Origin of the sequence: Patulibacter sp. NPDC049589 (assembly GCF_040675535.1) — a bacterium.
Taxonomy (GTDB): domain Bacteria; phylum Actinomycetota; class Thermoleophilia; order Solirubrobacterales; family Solirubrobacteraceae; genus Patulibacter.
The window spans coordinates 13,709-31,896 of the sequence record NZ_JBFAPC010000060.1; the positions used below are offsets into that span (position 1 = coordinate 13,709).

Sequence of the window (18,188 nt, forward strand, 5' to 3'; positions counted from 1 at the left end):
CGATGTCCGACCACGACGCGCCGTGCCGTCGTGTCCCGGAATCGCCCGCGGTCAGACCACGCCGAGCCCGGCGAGGAACGCCTCGAGCCCCGGGACGTCCCCCTGGTACAGGTGCGCGTGCAGGCCGGCGTCGCGCGCGCCGTCGACGTTCGCCGGTGAGTCGTCCACGAACGCGATCAGGCCCGGCTCGACGCCGACGTCCGCCGCGAACGCCTCGTAGGCGGCGAGCTCGGGCTTGCGCACGCGGTAGCGGAAGCAGAAGCAGTGGCGGTCGAACCGCCGCCAGACCGCGTCGAGCTCGTGGTGCTCCAGCGCGTCGAGCAGCAGCGGCCCGTTGTTCGTCAGCAGCGCCGTGGGGAGCCCTCGCGCCCGCGCCCGGTCCGTCAGCGCGAGGACGCCGGGGTCGGGCAGCAGCCCGGCCGCCCACCACGCCCGCAGCTCGTCGACGGACGCGTCGACGCCGAGCAGCCGCCGCACCGTCGCCCGCGCGTCCTCCAGCGTGTGCAGGCCGGCGTCGCACTCGGTGTCGAACCCCGACGCCCAGATCCGCTCGTGGACCTCGTCGGCGGTCAGCCCGCTCGCGGCGGCCATCCGCTCGAGCCGCCGGTCGGTGGTCGCCCGCCCGGCGACGCCGACGAGGTCGAGCGCGAGCAGCGCGACCGTCGCCGGGCCCGGCGACGAGGTCCCGGGGCCGGGGATCGGAGCCATCGTCCGAGCGTAGCGGCGGCCCGGCCCGGCCCGACCTCGACGCACGGCCGAGGTCGGTCGTCGATTCCTGGATTCCTGGTCGGGGCGGGCGGCGCGCCGGAGAAGGGGCCTACCCCGTTGCGGCGCCCACGGTCCCGCCGCGGCCTCAGCCCGCCGTCGCTGCCGCCACCACCGCCGCCGCGATCGCCGCGACGTCGGCGTCGTCGCAGGCGTAGGGCGGCATCGCGTAGACGAGGTCGCGGAAGGGGCGCAGCCAGACGCCGTGGTCCAGCGCGACCGCGGTGACCGCCGCGACGTCCACGGGGTGGTCCAGCTGGACGACGCCGATCGCCCCGAGGACGCGGACGTCCGCCACGCCGGGCAGCTCGCTCGCCGGTGCGAGGCCGGCGCGCAGGCCCCGCTCGACCCGGTCGACGTCCTCCTGCCAACCGCGGGCGGCCAGGAGGTCGAGGCTCGCGCACGCGATCGACGCGGCCAGCGGGTTGCCCATGAAGGTCGGGCCGTGCATCAGGACACCGGCCTCGCCGCGGCCGATCTCCTCGGCGACCGCGTCGGTGCAGAGGACCGCGGCCATCGTCAGGTAGCCGCCCGTGAGCGCCTTGCCGACCGCCATCACGTCCGGGACGATCCCGGCTCGCTCGCACGCGAACATCGTCCCCGCGCGCCCGAACCCGGTCGCGATCTCGTCGAGGACGAGCAGCAGGTCGTGCTCGTCGCAGATCTCCCGCAGCACCCGCAGGTAGCCGGGGTGGTGGAAGCGCATCCCGCCCGCGCCTTGGACGACGGGCTCGACGACGATCCCGGCGAGCTCGTGGGCGTGGGCCGCGGCGGTCTCCCGCAGGTGCGCGACGTAGGCCTCGTCGAGCGGCTCCTCCCCCGAGCACGACAGGTCCTGATCGGCCGGCACCGCGCCGGGGCCGCCGCCCGATCCCGCCGATGCTCCGGTGGCCCGGCCGTCCGCCCCGGTGGCCCGTGACCGGAGCGACGGCCCGCCCCACGCCGGCGGCGCGTCGCAGAAGACGTGCTGCGGCAGGACGTCGGAGAAGATGTGGTGCATCCCGCCCTCGGGATCGCAGACGGCCATCGCCCCGAACGTGTCACCGTGGTACCCGCCGCGCCAGGTCATCAGCCGGTGCCGTCCGGGCCGCCCCGCGGAGCGCTCGCGCTGCAGCACCGTCTTGATCGCGACCTCCATCGCCACCGACCCGGAATCGGCGAGGAAGACGCGGCGCAGCGGCCCGGGGGTCAGGTCGACGAGCCGGGCGGCGAGGCGCACCGCGGGCTCGTGGGTCAGCCCGCCGAACATCACGTGGCTCTTGCGGCCCAGCTGGTCGAGTGCCGCGCGGTCGAGCTCGGGGACCCGGTAGCCGTGGATCGCCGCCCACCACGAGGACATCCCGTCGACGACCTCGCGCCCGTCGGCGAGCGTCAGTCGCACACCCTCCGCCCCGGTCACGACCGGCAGCTCCGGCGCGTCGACCGGCGAGCTGTACGGGTGCCACACGTGCTCGCGGTCCAGCCGGACGACGACGGCGGCGTCGAGCGGCTCGGATCCGAGGGCGGCGGCGAGGTCGGCGGAGCGTTCGGGAGCCACGCCCCCATCTTCGTCGCCCGCGTCGCGATGTGCGTGGCCGACGTGGCCCGCCGTGGGCCGGCCGAGACGGCCGCGGACCGCGTCCCGGGAACCGGCCGAAGGTCGTGCGCACACACGACGTTCCGCCGATGCACCGGCGGCGGTCGGCGACGACGCTGCGGCGATGCGCATCCTCATGGCACTCGCCCTGATCCTCACGTTCGCCGTCGGGGTGTCCGGCACGGTCTCCCGAGCGGATCCCGCCGTCGCCGCAACCACGAAGAAGGCGACCCCGAACAAGAAGTGCCGCAAGACGCCGGCCGGCGTGCGCAAGGGCACCGTCGGCAAGGGCAAGGCGTCGGCCCGTACGACGACGGCGAGGGGAGCCGGGCCGCAGGCCAAGGCCGCGACCAAGAGGAAGAAGAAGAACTGCGGCGCGTCGTCGTCGAAGGCGCTGATGAACCTGCTCTTCGACGGCCGCCGCCCGTACCGCGTCGCCGACTTCGGGATCCTGGGCGACACGACCGCGAGCTACCGCGATCCGGCGGGCGGGGCCCTGTTCGAGATGACGGGCCACTCGCGCTACGAGTTCCAGCCCCGCCGGCTGCAGCGCGTGCCGTTCGACGCCGTCGGCTCCGGAGCGGCCGATCCCCAGTTCATGGCCATCCTGCGCCCCGTCCGCGTCCAGGCCACGTCGACGGCGCGATTCTCCCGCGGAGGCGTCTCCTGGAACTGCTCGGCCCACATCCCGCTCTCCGCCCAGCCGGACTCGATCGTGGTCACCGCGACCTCGTACGAGCCGGGCAAGGTCACGTTCGAGCTCGCACTCGCGACCGCGATCTGGAACTGCCCGGAGGACGCCAACGCGGAGATCGTGCACTTCAGCCTCAGCACCGCGGGTTCGGACCCGATGGTGACGACGCCGGGGCGCACGCTCGAGATGGATCAGGTCGACCTGCCCGAGAAGGTCAACGTGGAGTTCGACGTGACGGCCCGCTGGAACGAGCCGGGCGGCCCGAAGCTGAAGCAGACGTGGCAGGGCTTCCTCGAGTTGGAGCGCGTGGGACGCCCGATCTCCTGACGGGCGGGGCGAACGAGGGGCCGCCGCGGGGTCCTCGGTTCGATGGACACCCCCGAACCGGAGACCTACGATGTCCTCGATGCCCGCCGCCGTCCCTCAGCGGATGACCGCCCGAGAGTTCCTGGAGCTCCCCGAGCGCACGACCGCCCGACGACTGCAGCTGCTGGACGGTGAGGTCGTCGTGGACGATCCGACGCCTCGCCACCAGCTCGCGGTCACGAACGTCCTGATGGCGCTCCGGACGTGGTCGTCAGCCGAGACCGGCCGAGGCTTCGTGACCCTGAACATCGACACGCGGATCGACGACCACACCGTCGTATCGCCCGACCTGCAGTGGTACGCAGCGGACCGGGACCTGCCGTCCCTCGATCGGCGGCCCTGGCCGCTGGGCGATCTGGTGGTCGAGGTCCGCTCGCCGTCGACCTGGCACGTCGACGTCGGCCGCAAGCGCGGGTTGTACGAGCGTCACGGCGTGCGCGAGCTGTGGCTCGTCGACCCACCGGCCGGGGCCGTCCTGGTCTTCCGACGCTCGGCGGGCTCGGAGACCTTCGACGCGACGACCGAGATCGGCGGCGACGCCGAGCTCACCAGCCCGCTGCTGCCGGCCTTCGCCGTGACCGCCGCGCGCCTGTTCGCGGCCTGACGAGGGGCCCGGCCGCGCGTGGCGTCCGGGCCCCGGTCGATCGTCGGTGCCGGGCCTCCCGGCCCGGCAGGCCGCTCAGGCCGCGACCGCGACCCCGGCGACCTCGAGCGTGATCTCGCCGTCGGCCGCGCCCACCTGGACGGTGTCGCCGTCCTTGATCTCGCCCTTCAGGATCGCGAGCGCCAGGCGGTCGGTCAGGTGCTTCTGGATCGTCCGCTTCAGCGGCCGCGCGCCGTACGTCGGGTCGTAGCCGAGGTTGCCGAGCAGCACTGCCGCGTCCTCGGTCAGCTCCACCGTCACGCCGCGCTCCGTGGCCCGCTTGATCACCCGCTGCGTCTGCAGCTCCACGATCGGCGCCAGGTGCGTCCGATCCAGCGCGTGGAACTCGATGATGTCGTCGAGCCGGTTGATGAACTCCGGGCGGAAGTGCTGCTCCGCGCCGGCCCGACCACCCGGGATGTTCGACGTCAGGATCAGCACCGTGTTCGTGAAGTCCACGGTCCGACCGTGGCCGTCGGTCAGGCGCCCGTCGTCGAGCAGCTGGAGCAGGATGTTGAAGACGTCCGGGTGGGCCTTCTCGACCTCGTCCAGCAGCACCACCGAGTAGGGCTTGCGGCGCACGGCCTCGGTCAGCTGTCCGCCCTCGTCGTAGCCGACGTAGCCCGGGGGCGCGCCGACCAGGCGCGACACCGCGTGCTTCTCCATGTACTCCGACATGTCGATGCGGATCATCGCGTCGGCCGAGTCGAACATGAACTCCGCCAGCGCGCGGGCGAGCTCGGTCTTGCCGACGCCCGTCGGGCCGAGGAACAGGAACGAGCCGATGGGGCGGTCCGGGTCGCCGAGGCCGGCGCGGCTGCGCCGGATCGCCGCGGACACCGCGTCGATCGCCTCGTCCTGCCCGATCACGCGATCGTGCAGGCGGTCCTCCATGTGGACGAGCTTGTCGATCTCCCCCTCCAGCAGGCGCGCGACGGGGATCCCGGTCCAGTTGCCGACGACCTCGGCGATGTGCTCGGCCGTGACGCGGCTCTCGAGGAAGCGGAACCCGCCGGCGTCGACCTCCGCGGCCTTCGCCTCCAGCTCCTGGATCTTCCGCTCCAGCGCCGGGATCTCGCCGTAGGTCAGCTCTCCGGCGCGCTGCAGGTCACCCGACCGCTGGGCGCGCTCGGCCTCCATCCGCAGCCCGTCGAGCTGCTCCTTCGCCTGGCCGACCTCGTCGACCGAGGACTTCTCGCGCTGCCACTCGGCGGTCATCGCCGCGGAGCGCTCGCGTTCGTCGGCGAGCTCGCGGTCCAGGGCCTCCAGTCGCGCCTTCGATGCCTCGTCCTCCTCCTTGACCAGCGACAGCCGCTCGATCTCGAGCTGCACGACGTGCCGGTCGATCTCGTCGATCTCGGTCGGCTTGGAGTCGATCTCGATCTTCAGCCTCGACGCGGCCTCGTCGATCAGGTCGATCGCCTTGTCCGGCAGCTGCCGGTCGGCGATGTGGCGGTGCGACAGGGTGGCCGCCGCGATCAGCGCGGCGTCCTGGATGTCGACGTTGTGGTGGCTCTCGTACTTCTCCTTCAGGCCGCGGAGGATCGCGATCGTGTCCTCCACCGACGGCTCGTCGACGAGCACGGGCTGGAAGCGCCGCTCGAGCGCGGCGTCCTTCTCGATGTACTTGCGGTATTCGTCGAGCGTCGTGGCGCCGACCGCGCGCAGCTCGCCGCGGGCCAGCATCGGCTTGAGCAGGTTGGCCGCGTCGACCGCGCCCTCGCTCGCGCCGGCGCCCACGATCGTGTGGAGCTCGTCGAGGAAGAGCACGATCTGGCCCTTCGCATCGGAGACCTCCTTCAGCACGGCCTTCAGGCGGTCCTCGAACTCGCCGCGGTACTTCGCGCCGGCGATCATCGAGCCCATGTCGAGCGAGATGACCCGGCGGTCGCGCAGCGACTCGGGCACGTCGCCGTCGACGATGCGCTGGGCGAGGCCCTCGGCGATCGCCGTCTTGCCGACGCCCGGCTCGCCGATCAGGACCGGGTTGTTCTTGCGCCGTCGGGACAGGACCTGGACGACGCGGCGGATCTCCTCGTCGCGGCCGATGACCGGGTCGAGCTTGCCCTCGCGGGCGGCTTCGGTGAGGTCCTGGCCGTACTTCTCCAGCGCTTCGAACTTGTCCTCGGGGCTCTGGTCGGTGACCTGGTGGCCGCCGCGGACCTCGGTGACGGCCTGCAGCAGCGCGGGGCCACCGGCGCCGACGGCACGCAGCGCGTCCCCGGCCTTGGACTGGTGGCCGGCGAGGGCGAGCAGCAGGTGCTCGGTCGACAGGTACTCGTCGCCGAGCGTGCGCATCTGCTCGTCGGCGGCGCGCAGGACGGCGATCAGCTCGCTGGACGGGCCGGCCGCCTGGCCGCCGCTGGTGACCGTGGGCAGACCGTCGAGCGCGGCCTGGACCGGGCGGCGGACCTCCTCGACGGGCACGCCGAGCTTGCGCAGGACGGAGCCGACGACGCCGCCCTCCTGGTCCAGCAGGGCGAGCAGCAGGTGCTCGGGACCGTACTGGGGGTTCTTCGCGCGCTCCGCCACCCGACCGGCCTCGGCGATGGCTTCCTGCGTCTTGATGGTGAAGCGATCAGGCTGCATGGGGATCCTTTCGGGGGCTGCGGGCGGACGGCGGGCCGTCGCCCCGTCGCCATGGACGCCCGGGTCCCCACCCGGGCCCCCGCTCGGCGACGAACGGTAGGAGGTAGGAGCAACATCTCAGTCGCTCCCACTGAGATTTTGGGCTTTGCCTTGTGGAAAGTCAAGCGGGAGAGACCGCAACGGACGTGCGGTCGACCCACGGGCGCGCCGCCGACGGCCGCCACGCTGAGCCGCTTCGTCCGACCGGGTGCCCGCCCGTGGGACGCGCGCCTCGCGCCGGCGGATGGCGAGGCGGTCCGCCCAAGAACCACGACGCCCCCGGCGCAGGCCGGGGGCGTGGGTACTGTCGCCCAGGAGGCGCAGGACATATCGCGACGTCCTCCACCAAGCAGACGAGCGGGCCGACTTCGCTTTTCTACTGCGCAGTCTCGGCCCGAACGCGGCTCGCTTGAACGGCGCTTAGCGCGCGTCGACGACCGTCGTTTTCCCGAAGCGATCGTGCAACGTCTTCCGCCCGGGGTTGAAGAACGACCACACGGCGTCGACGACTCCGTAGATACCCAGTGTAAGACCGCTGGGCAGCGAACGGAACAGGAACTCCCGCCCGAACCCGTCGGCGACGGTCATCGGCTGCCCATCGTCCCGTACGACTCGAAGTCCCATCACCTGCTTCCCGATCGTCATCCCGTTCCGATCTCCTCCCCGCGCCATCGTGAGGGGCGCGTAGACGCGGGACGCGACGACGATCAGTGCGGCGATGATCACGAGCGCCGGACCGTCACCCAGAAGGACCGCAAACACTGCGAACGGCACGGCGAACAGCAAACCGTCAGCGACCTGCGCCAAGAGACGGACCCACCTCGTCGCAAGGACGAAGCCCCCTCGGGTTCGCTCCGGTGCCAGTACTGAAATGTCAGATCCGACCGACGCCCCGGCGACCTCGAACTTCTTGAACGGGACGTACAGCCAAGCGGCGGGCCCAAGGACGAGCAGCACCAGGCCGCTCGCCAGCCCGTAGCGTTCTGGGAACCCCTTGTATGTCGCCAGCCAGCCCGCCAGCGCGGCGCTGCCCAGCCAGACGAAGAGGATGTAGAGGGACTTCGCTCCGAGGAGCGCGAGGACGACGGTCATATGCCGAGGTACGCCTTCTGGACTTCGGGGTTGGTGCGCAGGCCCTCGGAGTCGTCGGCCAGGGCGACCGACCCCGTCTCGAGGACGTAGCCACGCCCGGCGACGGACAGCGCGTGGGTCGCCGACTGCTCGACCAGCAGGATCGTGGTGCCGGCCGCGTTGATCTCGCGGATCGTGTCGTAGATCCGGTCGACGAACAGCGGCGCGAGGCCCATCGACGGCTCGTCGAGGAGCAGCAGCCGCGGACGGGCCATCATCGCCCGGCCGATCGCGAGCATCTGCTGCTCGCCGCCGGACATCGTCCCCGCCTTCTGCTTCTCCCGCTCCTTCAGGCGCGGGAAGAGGTCGAAGATCCGCGCGATGTCGGAGGTGATCCCGGCCTTGTCCTTGCGCAGGAACGCGCCGAGGTCGAGGTTCTCGCGGACGGTCATCCGCGGGAAGCAGCGCCGGCCCTCGGGGACCATGCTGATCCCCGACGAGACGATGTCCGAGGGCTGGGTCTTCGTGATGTCCTTGCCCTCGAACCGGACGGTGCCCTTGCGGGCCGGCGTGAGCGCCGTGATCGAGCGCAGCGTCGTCGACTTGCCGGCGCCGTTGCCGCCGATCAGGGTGACGATCTCGCCCTCCTCGACGGTCAACGAGATCCCCCGCAGCGCCGAGATGTTGCCGTAGTAGGTGTGGATGTCCTCCACCTCGAGCATCGCCATCTCAGCCCTGCTTCCCGAGGTAGGCCTCGACGACCCGGGGGTCGGCGCGGACCTTCACGGGGTCGCCCTCCGCGATCTTCTCGCCGTGGTCGAAGACCGTGATCCGGTCGCTGATGTTCATGACGACCTTCATGTCGTGCTCGATGAGGAGGATCGCCAGGCCGCGCTCGTCGCGCAGCCGCCGGATCAGGTCGCCCAGAGCGTCGGACTCGCTCGGGTTCATCCCGGCCGCCGGCTCGTCGAGCAGCAGCAAGGTCGGATCCGAGGCCAGCGCGCGGGCGATCTCGACCCGGCGCTGGTCGCCGTAGCTGAGGTTCGTCGCCAGGCCGTCGACGGCACGCGGCGCGATCCCGACCTCCTCGAGCAGCGCCCGGGCCTTCTCGCGGCCCTCGCGCTCCTCGCGCCGGACCTTCGGCGTGCGGAAGATCGACCCGACCACGCCGCCCTTCATGCCGGCGTGCGCGCCGACGAGCACGTTCTCGACGGCGGTCATCGTGCCGAAGAGCCGGATGTTCTGGAACGTCCGGGAGACGCCCATCGACGAGATGACGTCCGGCCGCGCGTGGCTGACGTCCACGCCGCGGAAGGCGATCGACCCCGTCGACGGCTTGTAGAGGCCCGTCAGCAGGTTGAAGAACGTCGTCTTCCCCGCGCCGTTGGGCCCGATGATCGCCGCGATCGACCGGCTCGGGACGACGAAGTCGACCTCCGCGATCGCCAGCAGGCCGCCGAAGCGCTTGGACACTCCCTTCGCGACGAGGACGTCCTCACCGGCGGGCAGCGCGAGCGACGGCATGTCGGCGTCGGTCGCGGTGGCCCCGGCGTCCGAAGCCGTCGGAGCGCCGGGCACCGGGACCGCGCCCTCGCCGTGGGGCTCGGGCACGCCCGGTCCCTCGCTGCTCGGCGTGCTCATGCCGGGCCTCCCGGCGTGACGCCGGCGATCGGCGGCCCGTCGGCGCCGCCGTCCAGGCCCTCGGTCAGCTCGATCTCGCGGCGGCGCTCGGGCAGCAGCCCCTGCGGCCGCAGGATCATCACGATCACCAGCAGGAAGCCGAAGACGCCGAAGCCGAGGTCCGAGAACGCGAAGTCCAGGCCGAGCTTGCCCGGGACGTCGTCGAGGACGTCGGGGATGATGTAGTTGTTGATGTAGGTCAGGAGCAGCGCCCCGAGGACTACGCCCCAGACCGATCCGAGCCCGCCCAGGATGATCATGGCGAGGATGAAGATCGAGAACGAGAACGCGAACTGGTCCGCGTTGACGACCTGCAGGAACGGCCCGAGGAACGCGCCGGAGAGCCCGCCCATCGCGCCGCCGACCAAGTAGGCCAGGAGCTTCGTCTTCACGAGCGGGATGCCCATCGCCGCGGCGGCCACCTCGTCCTCGCGCATGGCGATCCACGCGCGGCCGATGCGGGAGTCCCGCAGCCGGAGCACGATGAACAGGCAGACCAGGACGAGCCCGAGGATCACCCAGTAGTAGCCGCGCAACGTCAGGAACGAGTTGAGCGGACTGAGTATGGGCAGGTCGATCTGGTCGATCGGCGTGATGCTCTGCTTGCCGGCCGTCAGCGGGTAGTCGGAGCCGGCGAACGGGAGGTGCAGCGTCGGCCCGTTGATCGCGAAGACGCGGATGATCTCGCCGAACGCGAGCGTGACGATCGCGATGTAGTCGCCGCGCAGGCGCAGCGTCGGCAGGCCGATGATCACCGCGGCGATCGCGCAGAGCACCGCGGCGACGACGAGCACCAGCAGGAAGTTCAGGTGGATGCCCGGCAGCGCCTCGATCGTGCTCGAGACGAAGACGTGGATGTTCGCCGAGCCGTAGAAGCCCGACATCACCCAGCCCGAGGTGTAGGCCCCGATCGCGAAGAACGCGACGTAGCCGAGGTCCAGCAGGCCGGCGAAGCCGACCATGACGTTCAGGCCGAGCGCCATCACGACGAAGGCCAACGCCTGGATCGTCGTGGTCATGAACCCCGACAGCGGGTCGAAGAACAGCGGGAAGACGATCGCGAACAGCAGGACCGCGAACGCGGCGACGTGCGAGACCGTGAGGCCCCGAGGGCCGAGGACGGGCACGGCCAGGGGCCGCTGCATGACGGCGTCGAATCGAGACATCAGCCCGCCTCCCTCGTCTCTTCGCCGAACAACCCGCGCGGGCGGAAGACCATGATCAGGATCAGGTAGGCGAAGACGATCGCCGGGGTCCACTGGGTGCCGATGCGGTTGTCGGAGATCTGCTGGATGCAGCCGATGATCAGGCCGCCGGCGACGGCGCCCTTGAGGTTGCCGATCCCGCCCATGACCGCGGCGGTGAAGGCCAGCAGGCCGGCCTGGAAGCCCTGGAAATACCAGATGTTGGTCTGGTACAGCGCGTAGAGGAGGCCGGCCGCGCCGGCGAGCATGCCGCCGAGCATGAACGTCAGCGAGATCGTGGTGTCGACCTTGATGCCCATGAGGCGCGCGGCCTCCGGGTCCTGCGCCGTGGCCCGCATGGCCTTGCCCATGCGGCTCTGGGTGATGAAGATCGTGACGCCCGCCATCAGGGGCACCGCGACGGCGATCGCGACGATGTCGGCGCGGCTGATCGCGATGCCGAGGATCGTCGTGACGCGCTCCTGGGCGTGGATCAGGTCCGGGACGGACTTCGGCGAGCCGCCGAGCCACAGGAGGCCGACGTTCTGGAGGATGAAGCTGAACCCGACGGCCGTGATCAGCGGCGCGAGCTTCGGCGCGTCCCGCAGCGGCCGGTAGGCCACGCGCTCGATCAGGACGTTCAGGGTGCCGGTGACGAGCATCGCCACGATCAGGCAGACGATCAGGCCGAGGACGACGCCGAGCGTGCCCGTAGCGAGCCCGAGCCCCAGCGTGCCGAAGAGGCCCACGCTGATGAACGAGCCGATCATGAAGACGTCGCCGTGGGCGAAGTTGATGAGCTCGATGATGCCGTAGACCAGCGTGTAGCCGACGGCGATGAGGGCGAGGATCGTCCCGTTGGAGATCCCCTGGAAGAGGTTGGTGCCGAGCCGGGCGAGGTCGCCCTGGTCCCCGGTGAGGTCGGTGACGCCGTAGCCGACGGGCAGCGCCAGGAGCAGGACGATCAGCGCGACCTGGCCGAAGCGCTCGCGGAACGATTCCGAGACGGTCGGCAGGCGCTGGGAGAGCCGTCGGCGGGGGACGGGGGGAGCGTTCGTAGCCATGAAGAGCGGCGTCGAGGGGCGCCCGGCGGGGAGTCGAGGCTCCCCACCGGGCGTCCTGACGAGGCGCCTATCGCGTGGCGGCGGCCTTCAGGGTCTTCTGGAACACGGGGTTGCCGTCCGCACCCACGCCGTAGAGGCCGTAGTCCGTCAGCGTCGTGTCGCCGTTCTTGTCGAAGCTGTACGTGCCCAGCGCCGAGTCGCGGTCCTTCGTCGCCAGCAGGGCCGCGAGGACGTCCGCGCGGCTGACCTTGTCCGGGCCGAGCTTCGCGATGGTGTCGATCACGAGCTTCATCGCCTCGTAGCCGTAGATGGCGTACGGGTCCGGGGCCGCGTCCTTGTAGGCCGCGGTGTAGGCCTTCAGGAAGGCGTCACCACCCGGGTAGCTCTTCAGGTCGAGCGTCGCCACCGTGCAGTGGAACTGCTTGGCCAGGCTCTTCGGGAGACCGCCCTTGGAGGGGTTCGTCAGGCCGGACTCGCACACGCCGTCCGGGCCGTAGAGCTTCACGCCCGGGATCGCCGCGGCGACGTCCTTGTAGATCTGCGCGGCGCCGTTGGCCGTCACGCCGGAGAACACGAAGCAGTCCGCGCCCTCGCCCTTGATCTTCGCCGCGTAGGCGCGGAAGTTCGCCGCGTCGGGCTGGATGCCCGTGGTCGACGTGATCGCGACGCCGGCGTCCTTGGCCTTGATGCCCATGACCTTCGCGAGGCCGGCGCCGTAGGTCTCCTGGTCGTCGGCGACCGCGACCTTCGTGCACTGGTCCGTCTTCAGCGTCGTCAGCAGCGCCGCCGCCTGGATCGTGTCGCGCGGGACGATGCGCATGTAGGTCTTCTTGCCCGTCGGGGCGTACTTCGCCGGCTCGCCGGGCTCGGAGCCGGGCTCGTTCGTCGTCAGGCCGACGGCCGTGTTGGCCGGGGAGATCTGGGCGATGCCGGCGCCGTTGAGGACCGGCATCGAGATCTGCGAGGCACCGGAGTTGAACTCGCCGATGTAGGCGACGACCGACTTGTCGGAGACCGCCTTGCGGGCGTTGGCGCCCGTCTGGGTCGGGTCCCACTTGCCCGCCTGGGCGGTGGAGTCGTCGAGCGAGTCGTACTTGATGGAGACGCCGCCGGCCTTGCCGCCGGCCTGGTTCAGCGCGAGCTTGATGCCGTTGACGAGGGCGGCGAGCTGGTCCTTCGACGCCCCCTGGAGCGGGAGGCTCGAGAGGACCGTCACCGACGAGGCGGACGTGCTGCCGCCCCCGCCGCTGTCGCTGCTCTTGTCGTCTCCGCCGCAGGCGGTGAGTCCCATTGCCGTGGTGGCGATCAGGGCCGTGGAGGCCAGCAGTCGCGTTCTTGGGGTCATCGGTTCCTCGCTTGTTCCGAACGTACCGTGGCGAGCGTAGACGCGACATTGCGTGCCTCTCTCGGACGAGAGGCGAAACGGGCGGTCGGGACGTGGGCCAGATGGCTACGGCGTCCCGGGCCCTGCACACCGGCGCCGACGCGAACGTTTGCAGCGGCCCAGGTCCCCTCGGGGCCGGGCGCCGCGACGCCGACACCCGTCGCCCGTCCGCCGGGGGCTGCGATCCTCCCGGGCCGTGCCCCGCGTCGTGCGCCACCCGTTGCCGCTGGTTCTCGCGTGCCTCGCGGTGATCGCGGTCCTCGGGGTCCTCGTGCGCTCCGACGACGTGGTCACCCGGTGGGACGCGGACGTCGTCGAGCGGATCGCGCTCGATCGCACCCAGGGAACCGTGGATCTGGCCCGCGCGATCACGAACCTCGGGGACGGCCTGGTGCTGGCCGTGATCCTGATCGTCGCGGGGCTCGTGCTCGCCGCCGCCCGGGTCCTGCGCCCGGTCGCCGCCGCGGCGCCGGTCGCCTCGCTGGCCCTCGGCGCCGCCCTCGCCCCGCTGCTGAAGGCCATCGTCGAGCGCCCGCGGCCGCCCGCGGCGCTGCACGAGGTCGTCGAGCGCTCCAGCGGCTTCCCGTCCGGGCACTCGGCGCAGTCCGCGGCGGGGTGGCTGGCGCTGGGGCTCGTGCTGGTCGTCGCCCGGCGGGCCGGCGCCCGCGGCGGGCAGGGCGGGACCGGAGCGGACGGGACCGAAGCCGGGACGGACGGGGCGGACCGGGCCGGGGCGGACGGGACCGGAACCGGGGCGGACGGCGACGGGGCCGGGCTCGCCGGCGACCGGGCCCCCGGTCGCGCTGCTCCGCGCGCGGCACGGCGCGCCCGGTGGCCGTTGGTCGTCGCCGCCGTGATCGTCCTGCTCGTCGGGATCAGCCGCGTCGTCCTCAGCGTCCACTCGCCCTCCGACGTCCTGGCCGGCTGGCTGCTCGGCCTCGCGTGCGCCGTGACCGTCGTGCACCTGCTCCTGCGGGTCGACCCGGGCGAGGACCGCGGGGCTCCTGCCGCCATCCGGTCGTCGTCGGGCGCGCCGGCGGCGGACGCCCCGCGGCCGTCCGGGCCCGGCGGGTCCACCAGGACGGCCTCGTGAGCGACCCCGTCGGGACCGCGGCCGCGGCGGCCGCCGCCTTCGCCGCGACGAACCTCGACGACGTCGTCGCGCTCCTCGGCCTCGTGCCGCTGGGGCTCGGGATCGCCGGGCTGCTGGCGCTGCGCCGCGGGACGGAGGACGGCGAGGGGCCCCCGCCGCCGGTCCGGGGCATCGTCGGCGTCGCGGCCGTGACGATCGCGGGCGGCGCCGACAACGTCGCGGTCTACGTGCCGTTCCTCGCCAACCGCGGTTCCGGGGACCCGGGGGCCGTGCTCATCACCTTCGCCGTCCTGCTCGGCGTCTGGCTCACCGGCGCGCGCTGGCTCGCGGGCCGGCCGCCGGTCGCCCGGACCGTCGGCCGCTGGGGCCACGTCGCCGTCCCGGTGGTCCTGGTCGTCCTCGGTGCCGCGATCCTGGCGGAGGGCCTGGCGTGAGGGTGACCCCGTGGACGACCCCCGGCGGGCGGGGTCCCGGGGCGGACGGCCGGTGCCGCGAGGCCGGCGCTCGAGCCGGGCGGCGCGAGCGTCCGTCTGGTCCCGCCCTGCCGATGGCCCTCGGCGCGCTCGCCCTGGCCCTCGCGGGCTGCGGAGGCGGGGACCCCGGCCCACGCGTCACCCGGCTGACCGCCGGCGGCGTCGACGTTGCGATGCGGCTGCAGCCGTGGGACGGGTCGCGCGGCAGGGTCGTCGCCACGCTCACCCCCGAGCGGGGCTTCCACCTCTACGGCGCGGACCTGCCCGTCGGCGGGCTCGGCGGCGTCGGCCAGCGGACCCGCGTGACGGTGGGCGGGGCGCTCGCCCGGACGGGCCGGCAGCGGGTCGACGCCCGGGTGCGGCTGCTGCGGGTCACCGGCGTCGCGCGGCCGCTGCCCGTGTACCCGGAGGGCCCGATCCGGGTGACCGTCCCGGTCCGCCGCGCCCGCGACGGCCGGGCCACGGTGTCACTCAGTTACGGCGCCTGCAGCCGCGACAGCTGCCAGGTCCCCGTGGTCGGCCGGCGCGTCGCCGTCGACGTCCCCTGACGCGGTCACGGCCTCCGGGGACACCGGCTGGTCGGGCGTCGCCGCCGGGCCGAGCCGCTGCCACAGCCGCTCCAGGAGGCCCTCGAGCTGCGCGGCGTCCATCGACCCCGTCCGCACCCTGGTGCCGTTGGCGGCGAACGTCGGGGTGCTGCCCAGCCCCCGCGCCCGGGCGACCCGGGCGCTCCGGGCGACGAACCCGCGCGTGCCCGCGGACACGACGTCGCGGCGGAAGCGGGCGAGGTCCGGCACGCCCGCCCGGCGTGCGATCCGGACGAGCCCCGGCACGGTCGCCCGGAGCGTGCCGCTCCCGAAGGCGTGGAAGAGCTCCTGGTGCATCGGCCAGAACCGGTCCTGCCGCGCCGCGGCCCGCCCGGCCTCCGCGGCCAGCACGGAGTCCGGCCCGAGGATCGCGAAGTCCCGCCACGTGAACCGCAGCCGGCCCGCGTCGACCCAGTGGGCCAGGACGCCCACCACGTCGTCGTCGAGCATCGCGACGCAGGACGGGCAACGGAAGTCGCCGTACTCGACGAGCTGCAGCGGCGCCCGCGCGGACCCGACGGTGTACGGGCGGAGCGCGGCCGGGGTCGCGGGCGCGGCCGACCGCGGGATCGAGGTGATCCCGCGATCCGCCGGGACGCTGTCGTCGGGCGCGATCGAGACCGAGACGGCGACGTAGATCGCGACGACGAGCGCGCCGACGGTCCCCGCGACGAGCTCGCGCCAGCGCCTCGGGAGGCGACGGCCGGACGTGGGGGCGGGAGCGCCGTCGGGACGGCGCGGATCGCCCGGGCCGGGCGGTGGGGACGGTGGGACGGACACGGACACGGCCTTTCGCGCGCGTCGAAGGGATCGTGCGGGCGGGGCGCCGCGGCACGCTGCTACCCAGTCCTTCGGCAGGTGAGCGCCCGAGCATGAGGGTCGGGGCCGACGCGGGCGGGCGCGCCGGGTCGACGTCGGGCGGGCGGGGTCGACGCGGGCGAGCGGGCTGGGTGAACGCGAGCGCGCGGGCCGATGCGGGGTCAGCCGCGCAGCGACGACCCGCGGGCGACCTCGAGGACGAGCTCCTCGTCGCCGGCCTCGTCCGGGACCGTTCCCAGGCGGGCGCGGAGCCCCGCGGCGATCGCCGTCGCCAGCGCCGCGCGCTCCCCCGGGTCGAGGGTCCGGTGCCGCGCCGCGAAGGCGCGCGCGGTCGAGCGGTCGTGGTCGGTGAGCCCCGCGGTGTCGAGCCGCAGGCCCGCGGCGACGTCCGGCGACGTCGGGGCGGCCGGCGCGCCCCACGGATCGGACGCCGACGATCCCCCGGCCGGCGCGCGCTTCCGGGCCAGGGCGACGGACGGCCGGCGCGGCTCGCGGACCACGAGGGTGCCCGCGACCATGTCGCCGATCCGCTGGTGACGGCGCGTCATCGTCACCAGCACGATGCCGGGCGCGTAGGCCAGCGGGATCTCGACGATCCGCAGGAGGTTGCGCAGGACGCTGGAGCCCGCGTCCACGCGCCGGCCGTCGTCGCGGACCACCCGCAGGCCCAGGAACGCCTTGCCGGGCGTCCGCCCGTCGTTGAGCAGCTCCCAGGCGACGTCGTAGAAGAAGAGCAGCAGGAACGCCCCGATCGAGCCGACCACCACCGCCCAGTCGTCGCCGATCGCGACCGACAGCGCCCCCACGCAGAACGTCCCCACGATCGCGATCACGACCTGCAGCGCGAGGTCGATCGCTCCGCTGGAGATCCGGCTGCCGGGGCCCGCCAGGTCGAGCACGACGTCGACGGCCTCCGGAGTGGAGATCGTGAGACGGTCGTGATACTCCTGCACGGCCGTGACCCTATCCCGCTTCCTCGCCGACCGCACCCCCTCGTGGGACGCGTTGGAGGCCCTCGTCCGGCGGGCCGGCTCGCGCCCGGAGCGCCTCGGTGCGGACGGCGTCCTCCAGCTCGGGACGGCCTACCGGGCGGCCGCCGCCGACCTGGCGCACGCCCGGCGCGCGTACCCGGACGACCCGGTCGTCCAGCGGCTCGAGCTGCTCGTCCGGCGCGCCCGGTCGGTCGTCTACGCCCGCTCCGGCCCCCGCGGATCGGCCCGCGAGTTCTTCTCGCGCGACTACTGGCGACTCGTCCGGGCGCTCGGTCGCTGGATCGGCCTGGCCGCCCTCGCCCTCCTCGGCACCGCGCTGGTCGTCGGCGTCTGGGCCGCGATCGACCCGTCCGTCGCGTCGAGCCTCGTCCCCGGCGACTTCATCGACGGCGCCGCCCCGCCCGTCGGCGACCGCGGCCTGGGTTCCTCGGAGTCCGCCGCCTTCTCCTCCCAGCTGTTCACGAACAACATCCGCGTGACGTTCATGGCCTTCGTCGCGGGGCTGCTCTGCGTCGTCCCGGGCGTCCTGATCGTCGCCTACAACGGGGCGATCCTCGGCGCCGTGATGGGCGTCGCCGCCGCCAACGACAACCTCGGCAACGTCCTGCACCTGATCGTCGCCCACGGCGTCCTCGAGCTCAGCTGCATCGTCGTCGCCGCGGCTGCCGGCATGGCCGTCGGCTGGGTGATCGTCGACCCCGGCGAGCGCACGCGCCGCGTCGCCGTCCGCGACGTCGCCCGCCCCACGATCCTCGTCGTCCTCGGCACCGCCCCGTTCCTCGTCCTCTGCGGCATCGTCGAGGGCTTCGTCTCCCCCGCCGGCTGGTCCGCGCTCGCGGTGACGGCCGTCGGCCTGGGGATCGGCGGCGGCTACTGGACGCTGGTGGCGGTGCGGGGGAGGCGGCCGGTGGTGGCGGCGAGTGCGGACAGCGTCGCCGAGCCGGTCGGTGCGGGCCGCGCGCGGCCGGCTGCTGCGGGCTGAGGCGAGCGGTGGGCGGCCTGAGGCGAGCGGCCCGAGGCGGGCGGCGACCGGCGCGCGGCGCGCCGCGTCCGCCGGGCCCCAGGCCGCCCGCTGCTTCCGCCTAATACGAGGCCATGGCGCCCACAGCCCAGCCGCACCAGGCCGCGCAGCACCGGGGCGCGGAGTCACAACAAGTCGGCGAACGATG

17 protein-coding genes are annotated in these 18,188 nt (G+C 73.1%); 6 read left to right on the plus strand and 11 right to left on the minus strand.

All coding sequences use genetic code 11. The annotated features are described in order from the left end of the window. Window positions 1–51: 51 nt before the first annotated feature. Together AB0L40_RS13140 and AB0L40_RS13145 are read right to left on the minus strand one after the other, a co-directional pair. Window positions 52–708: an HAD-IA family hydrolase gene (locus tag AB0L40_RS13140; protein ID WP_364354751.1), complete on the minus strand. Its 657-nt coding sequence runs from the start codon at window positions 706–708 to the stop codon at window positions 52–54. A gap of 145 nt (window positions 709–853) precedes the next feature. Continuing rightward, a complete protein-coding gene (locus AB0L40_RS13145; protein ID WP_364354754.1) occupies window positions 854–2,302 on the minus strand; it encodes an aspartate aminotransferase family protein in 1,449 nt (482 codons plus the stop codon). A gap of 163 nt (window positions 2,303–2,465) precedes the next feature. Here AB0L40_RS13145 and AB0L40_RS13150 point away from each other — a divergent pair, with 163 nt between their 5' ends. Then, window positions 2,466–3,362, plus strand: a complete 897-nt coding sequence (locus AB0L40_RS13150) for a hypothetical protein (RefSeq protein WP_364354757.1) — start codon at window positions 2,466–2,468, stop codon at window positions 3,360–3,362. A 79-nt stretch (window positions 3,363–3,441) separates the two neighbouring features. Beyond that, window positions 3,442–4,005: a Uma2 family endonuclease gene (locus AB0L40_RS13155; protein WP_364354760.1), complete on the plus strand. Its 564-nt coding sequence runs from the start codon at window positions 3,442–3,444 to the stop codon at window positions 4,003–4,005. 75 nt (window positions 4,006–4,080) lie between these two features. On the opposite strand, the gene clpB is transcribed toward AB0L40_RS13155, so the two are convergent. The 7 genes from clpB to AB0L40_RS13190 form a co-directional block, all read right to left on the minus strand. Next, window positions 4,081–6,633 carry an ATP-dependent chaperone ClpB gene (clpB, locus tag AB0L40_RS13160; RefSeq protein WP_364354763.1) on the minus strand — a complete coding sequence of 851 codons (2,553 nt, stop codon included), beginning with the start codon at window positions 6,631–6,633 and terminating at the stop codon, window positions 4,081–4,083. Between the two features lie 459 nt (window positions 6,634–7,092). After that, window positions 7,093–7,764: an RDD family protein gene (locus AB0L40_RS13165; protein ID WP_364354766.1), complete on the minus strand. Its 672-nt coding sequence runs from the start codon at window positions 7,762–7,764 to the stop codon at window positions 7,093–7,095. Then, a complete protein-coding gene (locus tag AB0L40_RS13170; protein WP_364354796.1) occupies window positions 7,761–8,465 on the minus strand; it encodes an ABC transporter ATP-binding protein in 705 nt (234 codons plus the stop codon). Before AB0L40_RS13170 ends, AB0L40_RS13165 begins: the two co-directional genes overlap by 4 nt. A gap of 7 nt (window positions 8,466–8,472) precedes the next feature. Further along, the gene (locus AB0L40_RS13175; protein WP_364354799.1) at window positions 8,473–9,267 is read right to left on the minus strand and encodes an ABC transporter ATP-binding protein; all 795 of its coding nucleotides are present in this window, start codon (window positions 9,265–9,267) and stop codon (window positions 8,473–8,475) included. Between the two features lie 113 nt (window positions 9,268–9,380). Then, the gene (locus AB0L40_RS13180) at window positions 9,381–10,589 is read right to left on the minus strand and encodes a branched-chain amino acid ABC transporter permease (RefSeq protein ID WP_364354769.1); all 1,209 of its coding nucleotides are present in this window, start codon (window positions 10,587–10,589) and stop codon (window positions 9,381–9,383) included. After that, complete coding sequence (locus AB0L40_RS13185; protein ID WP_364354772.1) at window positions 10,589–11,671, minus strand: branched-chain amino acid ABC transporter permease; 1,083 nt, start codon at window positions 11,669–11,671, stop codon at window positions 10,589–10,591. The genes AB0L40_RS13180 and AB0L40_RS13185 overlap by 1 nt, the downstream gene beginning before the upstream one ends. A gap of 67 nt (window positions 11,672–11,738) precedes the next feature. Beyond that, entirely contained in the window at window positions 11,739–13,016 is a 1,278-nt protein-coding gene (locus AB0L40_RS13190) for a branched-chain amino acid ABC transporter substrate-binding protein (RefSeq protein ID WP_364354775.1), read from the minus strand. 235 nt (window positions 13,017–13,251) lie between these two features. On the opposite strand from AB0L40_RS13190, the gene AB0L40_RS13195 reads away from it, so the two are divergent. The 3 genes from AB0L40_RS13195 to AB0L40_RS13205 all read left to right on the plus strand — a co-directional run bounded on the left by AB0L40_RS13195 (window position 13,252) and on the right by AB0L40_RS13205 (window position 15,169). Next, window positions 13,252–14,148, plus strand: coding sequence for a phosphatase PAP2 family protein (locus AB0L40_RS13195; protein WP_364354778.1), 897 nt, complete (start codon window positions 13,252–13,254; stop codon window positions 14,146–14,148). Next, window positions 14,145–14,582, plus strand: a complete 438-nt coding sequence (locus AB0L40_RS13200; protein ID WP_364354781.1) for a cadmium resistance transporter — start codon at window positions 14,145–14,147, stop codon at window positions 14,580–14,582. The genes AB0L40_RS13195 and AB0L40_RS13200 overlap by 4 nt, the downstream gene beginning before the upstream one ends. Before the next feature lie 113 nt (window positions 14,583–14,695). Beyond that, window positions 14,696–15,169: a hypothetical protein gene (locus AB0L40_RS13205; protein ID WP_364354784.1), complete on the plus strand. Its 474-nt coding sequence runs from the start codon at window positions 14,696–14,698 to the stop codon at window positions 15,167–15,169. Here AB0L40_RS13205 and AB0L40_RS13210 read toward each other — a convergent pair. Together AB0L40_RS13210 and AB0L40_RS13215 are read right to left on the minus strand one after the other, a co-directional pair. Beyond that, the gene (locus AB0L40_RS13210; protein ID WP_364354787.1) at window positions 15,089–15,988 is read right to left on the minus strand and encodes a thioredoxin domain-containing protein; all 900 of its coding nucleotides are present in this window, start codon (window positions 15,986–15,988) and stop codon (window positions 15,089–15,091) included. The two genes, AB0L40_RS13205 and AB0L40_RS13210, sit on opposite strands and share 81 nt — an antisense overlap. A gap of 200 nt (window positions 15,989–16,188) precedes the next feature. Beyond that, window positions 16,189–16,980 carry an RDD family protein gene (locus tag AB0L40_RS13215; RefSeq protein ID WP_364354790.1) on the minus strand — a complete coding sequence of 264 codons (792 nt, stop codon included), beginning with the start codon at window positions 16,978–16,980 and terminating at the stop codon, window positions 16,189–16,191. Window positions 16,981–16,984: 4 nt separating this feature from the next. On the opposite strand from AB0L40_RS13215, the gene AB0L40_RS13220 reads away from it, so the two are divergent. Further along, complete coding sequence (locus AB0L40_RS13220) at window positions 16,985–18,001, plus strand: stage II sporulation protein M (RefSeq protein WP_364354793.1); 1,017 nt, start codon at window positions 16,985–16,987, stop codon at window positions 17,999–18,001. The last annotated feature ends 187 nt before the right edge of the window (window positions 18,002–18,188 follow it).